At 71.4% G+C, this 13,240-nt stretch carries 8 protein-coding genes; 3 read left to right on the top strand and 5 right to left on the bottom strand.

Annotation, left to right across the window (positions count from 1 at the left end; all coding sequences use genetic code 11):
* Positions 1–151: 151 nt before the first annotated feature.
* The 3 genes from ACGFT2_RS20440 to ACGFT2_RS20430 are packed head-to-tail and all read right to left on the bottom strand — an operon-like array spanning position 152 to position 4,690.
* The gene (locus tag ACGFT2_RS20440) at positions 152–2,101 is read right to left on the bottom strand and encodes a substrate-binding domain-containing protein (RefSeq protein WP_393280022.1); all 1,950 of its coding nucleotides are present in this window, start codon (positions 2,099–2,101) and stop codon (positions 152–154) included.
* Entirely contained in the window at positions 2,091–3,644 is a 1,554-nt protein-coding gene (locus ACGFT2_RS20435) for a sugar ABC transporter ATP-binding protein (protein WP_393280019.1), read from the bottom strand. The genes ACGFT2_RS20440 and ACGFT2_RS20435 overlap by 11 nt, the downstream gene beginning before the upstream one ends.
* The gene (locus tag ACGFT2_RS20430; protein ID WP_393280016.1) at positions 3,641–4,690 is read right to left on the bottom strand and encodes a LacI family DNA-binding transcriptional regulator; all 1,050 of its coding nucleotides are present in this window, start codon (positions 4,688–4,690) and stop codon (positions 3,641–3,643) included. Before ACGFT2_RS20430 ends, ACGFT2_RS20435 begins: the two co-directional genes overlap by 4 nt.
* A 375-nt stretch (positions 4,691–5,065) precedes the next feature.
* On the opposite strand from ACGFT2_RS20430, the gene ACGFT2_RS20425 reads away from it, so the two are divergent.
* Positions 5,066–5,803, top strand: a complete 738-nt coding sequence (locus ACGFT2_RS20425) for an FG-GAP repeat domain-containing protein (protein ID WP_393280013.1) — start codon at positions 5,066–5,068, stop codon at positions 5,801–5,803.
* 90 nt (positions 5,804–5,893) lie between these two features.
* Here the strand turns inward: ACGFT2_RS20425 and ACGFT2_RS20420 are convergent, their stop codons facing one another.
* On the bottom strand, positions 5,894–6,406 hold the full coding sequence (locus ACGFT2_RS20420) for a hypothetical protein (protein ID WP_393280010.1): 513 nt from the start codon (positions 6,404–6,406) through the stop codon (positions 5,894–5,896).
* 53 nt (positions 6,407–6,459) lie between these two features.
* Here ACGFT2_RS20420 and ACGFT2_RS20415 point away from each other — a divergent pair, with 53 nt between their 5' ends.
* Together ACGFT2_RS20415 and ACGFT2_RS20410 are read left to right on the top strand one after the other, a co-directional pair.
* Positions 6,460–8,718, top strand: coding sequence for an ATP-dependent RecD-like DNA helicase (locus ACGFT2_RS20415; RefSeq protein WP_393280007.1), 2,259 nt, complete (start codon positions 6,460–6,462; stop codon positions 8,716–8,718).
* A 241-nt stretch (positions 8,719–8,959) separates the two neighbouring features.
* Positions 8,960–10,249: a citrate synthase gene (locus ACGFT2_RS20410; RefSeq protein WP_393280004.1), complete on the top strand. Its 1,290-nt coding sequence runs from the start codon at positions 8,960–8,962 to the stop codon at positions 10,247–10,249.
* A gap of 671 nt (positions 10,250–10,920) precedes the next feature.
* Here ACGFT2_RS20410 and ACGFT2_RS20405 read toward each other — a convergent pair.
* Entirely contained in the window at positions 10,921–13,167 is a 2,247-nt protein-coding gene (locus ACGFT2_RS20405; protein WP_393280001.1) for a heavy metal translocating P-type ATPase, read from the bottom strand.
* Positions 13,168–13,240: the final 73 nt, after the last annotated feature.

Below are 13,240 nucleotides of genomic sequence, written 5' to 3'. Positions count from 1 at the left end.
ACACCCCCCCCCCTCTGCCCCGCCCCCGGGCGGGGGCCCCCCCGGCGCCCCCCCCGGGCCCCCCCCCCCCCCCCGCCCCCCCCCGCCGCGCCGCCCGCGCCCCCCCCCCCCCCCCCCCCCCCCCCCCCCCCCCCCGCCCGCACGCCCGTCGTCAGCCGGTGAATCCGGCCACGTTCCGCTTCGTGACCACCTTCACCGGCACCTTCACCGTCGGCTCCACCTTCTTGCCCCGAACCGCCTTCAGCGCGTTGTCCACGGCGATCCGCCCGAGCTGGGTCGGCTGCTGGGCGACCGACGCGTACAGCGTGCCGTCCTTGACCGCCTTCAGCCCGTCCGGGGTGCCGTCGAAGCCGACCACCTGGACCGACCTGCCGGCCTTGGAGCCGAGCGCCTTGATGGCGCCGAGGGCCATCTCGTCGTTGGCGGCGACGACGCCCTGCACGTCGGGGTGCGCCTGGAGCAGGTTCGACATCACGTCGAGGCCCTTGGTGCGGTCGAAGTCGGCGGGCTGCCGGGCCAGCACCCGGATGCCGGGGTAGGCCTTGAGCCCCTTGGCGAAGCCGGCCGCCCGCTCCCGGGCCGCCGACGTGCCCGCCTGGCCCTGGAGGATCACGATCTTGCCCTGGCCGCCCAGCTTCTCGGCCATCGTCTTCGCGGCCAGCTCACCGCCGGCCACGTTGTCGGAGGCCACCAGGGTGTCCACGGGCGCCTTGTTGACGCCCCGGTCGACGGCGATCACCGGGATGTCCGCCTTGCCGGCGGCCTTGACCGAGTTGCTCGCCGCGTCCGAGTCCACCGGGTTGACGATGATCGCGCCCTGGTTCGAGGTGGTGAAGTTCTGCAGCTGGTTGGCCTGCTGGGAGGCGTCGTTCTGGGCGTCGGTGACGGTCAGGTCCACGCCGCGCTTCTTCGCCTCGGCCTGGGCGCCCGCCCGGATCTGCACGAAGAACGGGTTGTTCAGGGTGGACAGCGACAGACCCATCTTCGGCGTCGTCGAGGACGAGGAGCCGTGCAGGAAGGAGGTCGCGCCGACGATCGCCACGGTCACGACGGCCGCCAGCGCGTACGTCACCGCCTGCTTGCCCCTGTTCCCACCGCCGGTACCCGCGGCCGCCGGGGTCGCCCCCGCCTTGCGGCGCACGGTGTCCAGCAGCACCGCCAGCGCGATGACGACACCGATCACGACCTGCTGCCAGAACGCGGACACGTTCAGCAGGTTCAGGCCGTTGCGCAGCACCGCGAGGATCAGCGCGCCGATCAGCGTGCCCGACGCCTTGCCGGTGCCGCCCGCCAGCGAGGCGCCGCCGATGACGACCGCGGCGATGGCGTCCAGCTCGTAGCCGTCGGCGGCCTGCGGCTGCGCCGAGGAGAGCCGGGAGGCCAGCACGATGCCCGCCACCGCGGCGAACACCCCGGACAGGGCGTAGATCGCGAGCTTCTGCCGGTTCACGCGCAGCCCCGACAGCCGTGCGGCCTCCTCGTTGCCGCCGATGGCGTACATGGAACGGCCGATGTACGTCCGCCCGAGCACGAAGGCCGCGAGCAGGCCCATGACCACCATCACCAGCACGGGCACCGGCAGCCAGTTGCCGAGGGTGTCCCCCAGGTGCGAGACCGAGTCGGGGAAGGGGATCGGGACGCCCCCGGAGATCACCAGGGACAGACCGCGCGCCACCGACAGCATCGCCAGCGTGGCGATGAACGGCGGCAGCTTGCCGTAGGCGATGAGGAAGCCGTTCACCAGGCCGGCCGCGATGCCCGTGGCGACGGCCAGCACGACCGCCAGGAACACCGGAACGCCGTGGTTCGTGGCGCTCCAGGCCAGTACGGTCGCCGACAGCGCCGCCACCGAGCCGACCGACAGGTCGATGCCCGCCGAGACGATCACGAAGGTGACACCGAAGGCGAGGATCGCCGTCACGGCGGCCTGGACGCCGATGTTGAGCAGGTTGTCGGTCGTCAGGAAGTCGCCGGACAGCGCCGACAGGGCGACGACCAGGACGATCAGCGCGGTGAGCGCGCCGTTGTCGAGCAGCAGCCGGCGCAGGCCGCCCGGGCCGCCACGCGCGCCCGGCGTGCTCTTGAGCGTGTCAGTGGCCACGGGGGCCCTCCTTCTCGTTCTCGGTGGTGGGGGTGGCGCCGGGCGTCGCGGCGGCCGGAGTGGAGACGGCGAGTGCCATCACGGCGTCCTGGGAGGCCTCGCCGGCGGCGAGTTCACCGGCGATCCGGCCCTGGGCCATCACCAGCACCCGGTCGCTCATGCCGAGCACCTCCGGCAGATCGCTGGAGATCATCAGCACGGCGGCTCCCGCGGCCGTCAGCTCGTTGATCAGCTGATAGATCTCGACCTTGGCGCCGACGTCGATACCGCGCGTCGGCTCGTCGAGGATCAGCACCTTGGTGTCGGCCAGCAGCCACTTGCCGATGACGACCTTCTGCTGGTTGCCGCCGGACAGGGTCCGCACATGCTGCCCGAGGCCCGCCATGCGCACCCCCAGCTGCCCCGCGATCCGCTCGGCCGCTCCGTGCTGCGCCTTGCGGTCGACCAGCCCCGCCCGGGTCGCCGACCGCATGGTCACCAGGCCCAGGTTCTCCTCGACGGAGGCGTCGAGCACCAGGCCCTGGCCCTTGCGGTCCTCCGGCACGAGCCCGATCCCGGCCGCGAGGGCCGCGTTCACGTCGTGGCGTCGCAGCCCCGCACCGCAGACCCTCACGGCCCCCCGGTCGTACGGGTCCGCGCCGAACACGGCCCGCACGACCTCGGTCCGCCCGGCCCCGACGAGCCCCGCGATGCCGACCACCTCACCGGCACGCACCTCGAAACTCACGTCGTGGAACACACCGTCGCGGGTGAGTCCCTCGACGGACAGCAACGCGGCCCCCTGCTCGGGCCGTTCCCGCGGGTACTGCTGCTCGATGGACCGCCCCACCATCAGCCGCACGAGTTCGTCCTCCGGCGTGGCGGCGGGTACCCGCCCGACGCTCCTGCCGTCCCGGATCACGGTGACCCGGTCGCCCAGGGCGGCGATCTCGTCCAGGTGATGGGTGATGAACACGATCCCGACGCCGTCCGCGCGCAGCGAGCGCACGATCCCGAACAGCCTCTCCACCTCCTCCGAGGTGAGCACGGCGGTCGGCTCGTCCATGATGAGGACGCGGGCCCGCAGGCTGAGCGCCTTGGCGATCTCGACCATCTGCAGTCGCGCGATACCGAGTTCACGCACACGCGCGCGGGGCGAGACGTCGACCCCGACGCGCTTCAGCAGCGTCTCGGCCTCGGCCTCCATGCGCTTGCGGTCGATCATCCCGAAGCGGCGTGGCTGCCGGCCGAGAAAGATGTTCTCGGCGACCGTCAGGTCCGGGACCAGGTTGAACTCCTGGTAGATGGTGGCGATCCCGAGCCGCTCGGCGTCCTGTGCGCCGTGGATGCGCACCTGCTCGCCGCCGGCCAGGATCCGCCCGGAATCGGGGGTGTAGGCGCCGGAGAGCATCTTGATGAGCGTGCTCTTGCCGGCACCGTTCTCACCGAGCAGCACGTGCACCTCGCCCCGGCGCAGGTCGAAGTCGACGCCGTCGAGCGCGACCACGCCGGGGAAGGTCTTGCGGATGCCCTCGATGCGCAGCAACTCGTCCGGGTCGCTCACGGCGTGCTCCTTTGCACTGGGGAGGGGGACTGCGTGGGGAACGGCGAAGGTGGGGCGGGCTCACCGCACGAGCGGCGTACGACGAGCCGGGCGGGCAGGGTCACGGACCGCGGGGCACGCCCCTCGATCCGGTCGACCAGGGCGCGTACGGCGGCGCGCCCCAGCTCGCCCGTGGGCTGGGCGATCGCGGTGACGGGCGGGTCGGTGTGCACGAACCACGGGATGTCGTCGAACGCGGCCAGCGCCATGTCGTCCGGCACCCGCAGCCCCCGCGCGCGTACGGCGTCCAGGGCGCCGAGTGCCATCAGGTTGTCGGCCGCGAAGACGACCTCGGGCGGCTCCGGCAGATCCAGGAACCCTTCGGTGACCCGCCGTCCGCTCTCGGCCTGGAAGTCGCCCTGCCCGATGTAGGCGTCCGGCAGCGGGATCCCGTACTCGGCCAGCGCGGCCCGGAAGGCCTCGACGCGCTCGCTGCCGGTCGTGGTGGCGGCGGGACCCGCGATGATGGCCAGCCGCCGGTGCCCGAGCCGGTACAGGTGGGCGACGAGGTCCCGTACGGCGGCCCGCCCGTCGGCGCGGACCACCGGAACGTCCACGCCAGGGATCCACCGGTCCACGAACACCATCGGGGTGCCCGCCCGCGCCGCGTCCAGCATCAGCGGTGACCCGCCGTCGGTGGGGGACACGAGCAGTCCGTCGATCCGCCGGTCCAGCAGGTTGCGCACATGGTGGTCCTGCAGGTCAGGCCGCTCGTCGGCGTTGCCGATGATCACGCTGTAGCCGAGGGCGCGGGCCTCCTCCTCGACGGATCGGGCCAGCAGCGTGAAGTACGGGTTGAGCACGTCGCTGATGACCAGGCCGAGGGTGTGGGTCTGGTCGGTGCGCAGGGAGCGGGCGACGGCGTTCGGGCGGTAGCCCAGCGCCTCCACGGCGGCCAGCACGCGCGTGCGTGCGCCGGCACTGACCGAGGGGTGCGCGTTCAGCACCCGCGACACCGTGGCGACGGACACCCCCGCAGCGGCGGCGACGTCCTTGATGCTCGCCATCGCCGAACCACCTCCTTGTGGATCGTGCTGCGTGTAATCGATTACATCGTCGTGCTCAGAGCATTGGAATCGATTACACGGCCGGGGGCAAGCCTCTCCCCGCAACCCGAGACCGGATCGTGACCCGGCGGACGGGCGCCGGCGACCCGCCCCCGCCCCGGCTCGGCAAGGGGCGGGCGCGGCGGCCCGGCACCCGCGGGACGCGGCCGCGATCCGGTCGCCGCCACCGGCACGTCGGGGTCCCCCGGCGTTCGGGGTCCACCCGCATGGCACGGTCGGCCGACATGTCACGGTTGCGTAATAGGGCGATCCGGGCACCAACGAACGGAAGGTTGCGGTCATCTCAACTCCCGGAAACGACAAGAGGAGTTCGAGATGCTTCGTAAGCGCTTAACCCTGATCGCCGCGCCGCTCGCGGCCGTCGTCCTGCCCCTGACCGTCGCCGGTCTCCAGACCGATGCGGCCGCCGCGCCGGCCCCGGGTGGCGCGGCACGGGCCGCGGCGAAGGCTCCGTGCCTGGCCGCGGCCACGACACTGGTCGGTGACCTCGACGGTGACGGCCACGCCGACAAGATCAGCAACCCTGGCCACACCGGCACCAAGACGACGATCCAGTGGGGGAGGGCGAACGGCTCCTTCGGCACGACGAAGTACGCCGTCAGCACCCTGCTCGGAGCGAAGCGGGGCGAGGTCGCGACCGCCGCGGTCGCCGACTTCCAGCGCGACGGCACCCTGGACATGGTCGTCGACATCGTCAAGCCGGCCGACGGGGACGACCCCGCGACGGCGCGCGTCGCGGAGTACCGCCCCGGACCGCTCAAGCGGTCGAACCTGTCCTCCGCCCACCGCCGGCACTCCGACATCGGCGACCACGGCGAGGTGCGGCAGCTCAGGATCGCCGACTACGGCGGCGACGCGTATCCGGACCTCGCGATCCTCAACAACTCGGGCGACGGGAACCTGGACCGGGACGTGCGCCTGACCAAGCCGGCCGGCGGGCCGGGGAACTACGACTACGGGCTGCAGAGGAAGTACGGCGCGTTCGGCACCACGTCGGAGCCGCCGGCCATGCCCACCGACGGCTGGAAGCACTTCTACAAGCCCTGCTCCTGACCCCGGCCGGCCGCCGCCGGGACTCCGGCCCCGCCCCCGCCTCCTTTCCCCGAGCCCGAAAGGCGGGGCCACGGCAGGGTTGCCGAAGGCTCACGGCCAGAACGCCACGGCCAGGCCGATCAGCATGGACAGGGCGACGACGGCCCCGAAGACGCCGGCGCCGAGGGCTGCCTTCACTCTCTTGGGACGGAGTTCGCGCCAGCCCAGTCCGCGGGCCGCGCCCCGGATCAGGCGGTGGCCGTCGGCGGAGGAGAAGCTGTACTCCAGGGTGCCGTTCAGGCTCCACGACTTGGTGGTGTACACACTCCGGCCGACGGACACCGCCTTGCCCAGACGTATGCCGCCCAGCCCCGCCTCGTACTCGACCGTCCGGACGACGTCTTCGATCGTGAAGGTCTTCTCCTGCGGGCGCATCGTGACCCGGTGGGTGTGCAGCTGCTCGATCCGCTGCCGGGTCAACAGCTCGCGCAACTGGGGGGTGTTGACGTCCACGGACACCGAGGCGCCCCACTCCGTCCGCTGCACGCGGTAGGACGTGTCCGCGGTGGCGGCCTCGATGCGGGCGCAGAACTCCTGGGCTGGATCAGAACTGTTGTTGTCCACGGGCCGCCACGGTAACAGCGCCCGGTGTCACACCCCCCGGGTACCGTCGGATCATGGCAGAGCAGGCGGGGAACCCCACGGCCGAGCGACGGCTCGCCGTGCTCGAAGGCGTGCTGGAGCGGGTCACGTACGCCAACGAGGAGAACGGCTACACGGTCGCCCGGGTCGACACCGGAAGAGGCGCCGGTGATCTCCTCACGGTGGTCGGTGCGCTGCTGGGTGCCCAGGTGGGGGAGTCCCTGCGTATGGAGGGCCGCTGGGGATCGCATCCGCAGTACGGCAAGCAGTTCCACGTGGAGAACTACACGACCGTGCTGCCCGCCACCGTCCAGGGCATCCGGCGCTATCTCGGTTCCGGACTGGTCAAGGGCATCGGACCCGTGTTCGCCGACCGGATCACCCGGCACTTCGGACTGGACACGCTCAGGATCGTCGAGGAGGAGCCCGGGCGGCTGATCGAGGTGCCGGGCCTCGGCCCGAAGCGGACGAAGAAGATCGCCGACGCCTGGGAGGAGCAGAAGGCGATCAAGGAGGTCATGCTCTTCCTGCAGACCGTCGAGGTATCCACCTCCATCGCCGTGCGGATCTACAAGAAGTACGGCGACGCGTCGATCTCCGTCGTCAAGAACCACCCCTACCGCCTGGCCGCCGACGTCTGGGGCATCGGCTTCCTCACCGCCGACAAGATCGCCCGGTCCGTCGGCATCCCGCACGACAGCCCGGAGAGGGTCGGGGCGGGCCTGCAGTACGCACTGTCGCAGTCCGCCGACCAGGGGCACTGCTTCCTGCCGGAGGAGCGGTTGATCGCCGACGCCGTGAAGCTCCTCCAGGTCGACACCGGCCTCGTCATCGAGTGCCTCGCCGAGCTGGCCCGGGTACCGGAGGACGGCGGCGACCCCGGGGTCGTACGCGAGAAGGTGCCAGGTCCGGACGGCGGCGACGGTGAACCCGTCACGGCCGTCTACCTGGTCCCCTTCCACCGCGCCGAGCAGTCCCTCGGCGCTGCGCTGCTCCGGCTCCTGCGCACCGGCCAGGACCGGATGCCGGCCTTCCGGGACGTCGACTGGGAGAAGGCGCTGGGCTGGCTCGAGGGGCGTACGGGGGCTGAGCTCGCGCCCGAGCAGAAGGCCGCCGTGCGGCTCGCGCTGACCGAGAAGGTCGCCGTCCTGACCGGCGGACCCGGTTGCGGCAAGTCCTTCACGGTCCGCTCGATCGTGGAGCTGGCCCGCGCCAAGCGCGCCAAGGTGCTGCTCGCGGCCCCGACCGGTCGCGCGGCCAAGCGGCTGGCGGAGCTGACCGGCGCCGAGGCCTCCACCGTCCACCGGCTGCTGGAGCTGAAGCCCGGCGGTGACGCGGCCTACGACAAGGACCGCCCGCTGGACGCCGACCTGGTGGTCGTGGACGAGGCCTCGATGCTGGACCTGCTGCTGGCCAACAAGCTGGTGAAGGCGGTGCCGCCGGGGGCGCACCTGCTGTTCGTGGGGGACGTGGACCAGCTGCCGAGCGTCGGCGCGGGGGAGGTGCTGCGGGACCTGCTGGCCGGCGACGGCCCCGTCCCGGCGGTCCGGCTCACGCGCGTCTTCCGGCAGGCCCAGCAGTCGGGCGTCGTCACCAACGCGCACCGGATCAACGCCGGTCAGCACCCGCTCACCGACGGCCTCGGGGACTTCTTCCTCTTCGTCGAGGACGACACCGAGGAGGCCGGACGGCTCACCGTGGACGTGGCCGCCCGGCGGATCCCGGCCAGGTTCGGGCTCGACCCCCGTCGGGACGTGCAGGTGCTCGCGCCGATGCACCGGGGGCCGGCGGGCGCCGGCCACCTCAACGGCCTGCTCCAGCAGGCCATCACGCCCGGCCGGCCCGACCTGCCGGAGAAGCGCTTCGGCGGCCGGGTCTTCCGGGTCGGGGACAAGGTGACCCAGATTCGCAACAATTACGACAAGGGGGCGAACGGAGTCTTCAACGGCACCGTGGGCGTCGTCACCTCGCTCGATCCGGTGGACCAGCGGCTGACGGTGCTGACGGACGAGGACGAGGAGGTGCCGTACGAATTCGACGAACTGGACGAACTGGCACACGCGTACGCGGTGACCATCCACCGCTCCCAGGGCAGCGAGTATCCCGCGGTGGTGATTCCCGTCACCACGGGAGCGTGGATGATGCTCCAGCGGAACCTGCTGTACACGGCGGTGACGCGGGCGAAACGGCTGGTCGTCCTCGTCGGTTCACGCAAGGCGATCGGGCAGGCGGTGCGCACGGTGTCCGCCGGACGGCGTTGTACGGCCCTGGACTTCCGGCTCGCCGGCGGCTGACCAGGCCTCCGGCCGCGGAGGGTGACCCGAGTCGCAGAAAATGATCGATCAAACGAGTCGCAAAGGTCACAGAGCACTTCCAGATGCCGTTCGGAGGGGGCAGGATGAGCAGGTTGGCGGCACTGAGTGCCGCCGATAGGCCCAATGGTCGACCCCGAGTGCACTCTCCTGAGCCAAATGGGGGATGGTAGAGACAGTCAGGGCACCTCGAAGATGAGGCACTACGTCGGTGAGGGAAGACGTGAGCGACAACTCTGTAGTACTGCGGTTCGGCGACGGCGAGTACACCTACCCGGTGGTCGACAGCACCGTCGGCGACAAGGGCTTCGACATCGGGAAGCTCCGCGCCCAGACCGGTCTGGTGACTCTGGACAGCGGTTACGGCAACACGGCCGCCTATAAATCCGCGGTCACCTACCTCGACGGCGAGTCGGGCATCCTCCGCTACCGCGGCTACCCCATCGAGCAGCTGGCCGAGCGCTCCACCTTCCTCGAGGTGGCGTATCTGCTGATCAACGGCGAACTGCCGACCGTCGACGAGCTGACGACGTTCAAGAACGACATCACGCGGCACACCCTGCTGCACGAGGACGTCAAGAACTTCTACAAGGGCTTCCCGCGCGACGCCCACCCGATGGCCATGCTGTCCTCGGTGGTCTCGGCGCTGTCCACCTTCTACCAGGACAGCCACAACCCGTTCGACGAGAAGCAGCGCGACCTCTCCACGATCCGGCTGCTCGCCAAGCTCCCGACGATCGCGGCGTACGCGTACAAGAAGTCGATCGGCCACCCGTTCGTCTACCCGCGCAACGACCTCGGCTACGTCGAGAACTTCCTGCGCATGACCTTCTCGGTCCCGGCGGACGACTACGAGCTGGACCCGGTCGTGGTCTCCGCGCTCGACAAGCTGCTGATCCTGCACGCCGACCACGAGCAGAACTGCTCGACCTCCACGGTCCGCCTGGTCGGCTCCTCGCAGGCCAACATGTTCGCGTCGATCTCCGCGGGCATCAGCGCCCTGTGGGGTCCGCTGCACGGCGGCGCCAACCAGTCCGTGCTGGAGATGCTCGAGGGCATCCGCGATTCCGGTTCCGACGTCGACACCTTCATCCGCAAGGTGAAGAACAAGGAGGACGGCGTCCGGCTGATGGGCTTCGGCCACCGGGTCTACAAGAACTTCGACCCGCGCGCCAAGATCATCAAGGCGGCCGCGCACGACGTGCTCTCCGCGCTGGGCAAGTCGGACGAGCTGCTCGACATCGCCCTGAAGCTGGAGGAGCACGCGCTCTCCGACGACTACTTCGTCGAGCGCAAGCTGTACCCGAACGTCGACTTCTACACCGGTCTGATCTACCGGGCCATGGGCTTCCCGACCGAGATGTTCACGGTCCTGTTCGCCCTCGGCCGGCTGCCGGGCTGGATCGCCCAGTGGACCGAGATGATCAAGGAGCCGGGGTCCCGCATCGGGCGCCCGCGCCAGATCTACACGGGTGTCGTCGAGCGGGACTTCGTGCCGGTCGAGGAGCGCTGAACCCGCTGACCGCGTAGGGGCCTGCCCGCTGGGCGGGCCCTGAGCCGGGACGCGCGCGAGGTGGCGGCGGGCCAAGGGCCGGCGCCGCGAGGCAGGCCTTTTCGGCCGGCGGAGCGCGGTGAAGAGAGAACGACAGGTGGAAGGCGCCCTGTGACACCGGTCCCCCCACGGGCCGGCGAACAGGGCGCCTTCCCATGTCCCGGTGCGGATTCCCCCCACGGGATCCGGCCGGGCGCTCGGAGAGGACAGCGCCTGAAATCGCTGTCTGAGCACGACGGGCGGACCCGTCGTGCTCCAGTGATGCGGTGCGATCTGCCGGGACAACGCACGCTGGGAGGGCCGCTCAAAGCTCCCCGGTGTACGTGGCCCCGGCAACGCATCTCTGAGGAAGTCCCCCAAGACATCCTCAGATGCCAGTCAGCGCCCCCCAAGACGCTGGTCTGACATCGCCAACTTAGACCTTCGAACCCCTTCGATGGTTACGTTCGCGTCACTGTGATCTGCGTCTCTTGCATATGTCCTTTAGGTGCGCAAGAGCCCCGATACGGCGATCGGGACTCAAGCGTAAGGATGATGCGCGAGCCTTGTGAAGAGCTTATGTGAGGCGCGCGCCGGACTCCAGGGGGACTCTTGCCGCGATCCCGGCTAATACCCGGCGATGTCGGGCGACTTCACCGGAAGGTTCGCAACCGCAGGCTGTTGGTCACCACGAACACCGAGGAGAAGGCCATCGCGGCGCCCGCGATCATCGGGTTCAGCAGGCCGGCGGCGGCCAGGGGCAGCGCGGCCACGTTGTAGCCGAAGGCCCACGCGAGGTTGCCCTTGATGGTGGCGAGGGTGCGCCGGGAGAGCCGGATCGCGTCCGCCGCCACCCGCAGGTCGCCGCGGACCAGGGTCAGATCGCCGGCCTCGATCGCCGCGTCCGTGCCGGTGCCCATCGCCAGGCCCAGGTCGGCGGTGGCGAGCGCGGCCGCGTCGTTGACGCCGTCGCCGACCATCGCCACGGCGCGCCCCTCGGCCTGCAGCCGCCGGACGACGTCCACCTTGTCCTCCGGAAGCACCTCGGCGATCACCTCGTCGATGCCGACGGCCCGCGCGACCGCCTCGGCGACGGTCCGGTTGTCCCCGGTGAGCAGTACCGGCGTGAGCCCGAGGGCGCGCAGTTCGCGCACCGCCTCGGCGCTGGTCTCCTTGACGGCGTCGGCGACCGCGAGAACCCCGCGGGCCCGCCCGTCCCAGCCGGCCAGGACGGCCGTACGGCCCTGCTCCTCGGCCTCCCGTGCCGCACGGGCCAGCTCTTCCGGGACCTCGTCGTACAGGCGCCCCACGGCCACCTCGCGGCCGTCCACCCGTCCCCGTACGCCGCGCCCGGGAACGTTCTCGAAGTGCTCGACCGCCGGCAGGGTGCCGGCTCGCTCCTCGGCGCCTGCGGCGATCGCGCGGGCCACCGGGTGCTCGGAGGCGTGCTCGAGGGCGCCCGCGAGCCGCAGCAGTTCCTTCTCGTCCTCGTCCGCGGCCGGATACACGGCCTGGAGGGTCATCCGGCCGGTGGTGACGGTGCCGGTCTTGTCGAGGACGACGGTGTCGGCTCGGCGCGTGGACTCCAGGACCTCGGGGCCCTTGATGAGGATGCCGAGCTGGGCGCCGCGGCCGGTGCCGACCATCAGGGCGGTCGGCGTGGCGAGTCCCAGGGCGCACGGGCAGGCGATGATCAGGACGGCGACGGCGGCCGTGAAGGCCGCGGCCGTGTCCCCGGTGACGCCGAGCCAGACACCGAAGGTGCCGATCGCGATGAGGATGACCACGGGCACGAACACCGCGGAGACGCGGTCGGCGAGCCGCTGCACGTCGGCCTTGCCGCTCTGCGCGTCCGCCACGAGCTTCGCCATCCGGGCGAGCCGGGTGTCGGCGCCGACCCGGGTGGCCTCGACCACCAGCCGGCCGCCGGCGTTGACCGTGGCGCCGGTGACCCGGTCGCCCGGGCCGACGTCCACCGGCACCGACTCGCCGGTCAGCATGGACGCGTCCACCGCGGAGACCCCGTCGACGACGGTGCCGTCCGTGGCGATCTTCTCGCCGGGGCGCACGACGAACCGGTCGCCGACCGCGAGGGCGTCCACCGGGACGCGCACCTCGCGCCCGTCGCGCAGCACCGCCACGTCCCTGGCGCCCAGCTCCATCAGCGCCCGCAGGGCCGCCCCGGCGCGCCGCTTGGAGCGGGCCTCCAGATAGCGGCCGAGCAGGATCAGCGCGACGACTCCGGCGGCGACCTCCAGATAGACGGTGGAGGCGCCGTCCATCCGGGAGACGGTGAGGCGGAACTCGTCGTGCATGCCGGGCATGCCCGCGTCGCCGAAGAACAGCGCCCACAGCGACCAGCCGAACGCGGCCAGCGTGCCGACCGAGACGAGGGTGTCCATGGTGGCCGCGCCGTGCCGGGCGTTGGTCCAGGCGGCCCGGTGGAAGGGGGCGCCGCCCCAGACGACGACGGGCGCGGCGAGCGTGAGCGAGAGCCACTGCCAGTTGTCGAACTGCAGCGCGGGGATCATCGCGAGCAGGACCACGGGCGCGGCGAGCAGGACGCAGACGAGCAGGCGGTGGCGCAGGGCGTCCGTCTCGGGGTCCCGCTCGGCGGGGTGCGGGGCCGTCTCGGGTGCCGGCTCCGGCGGCGGTGGCTCCTCGGCGGTGTAGCCCGTCCTCACCACGGTGGCGATCAGGTCGGCGACCTGGACGCCGTCGGCGTAGCTGACCCGCGCCTTCTCGGTGGCGTAGTTGACGGTGGCGCTCACGCCCTCCATCCGGTTGAGCTTCTTCTCCACCCGGGCGGCGCAGGACGCGCAGGTCATCCCGCCGATGAGCAGTTCGACCTCGGAGGCCGAACCCGTGCCTATGGCTGTCTCTGCGGTGGTGCTGGTCATGTCCGGACTCCAGACATCGGACCGGGCCGTACGGATCCAGTATCAGCTGGTCGGCGCGGCCGGTCGGGGAAGG

It is taken from the genome of Streptomyces sp. NPDC048514 (assembly GCF_043199955.1).
Lineage (GTDB): Bacteria > Actinomycetota > Actinomycetes > Streptomycetales > Streptomycetaceae > Streptomyces.
This window is presented reverse-complemented; position numbering and strand designations above follow the sequence as displayed.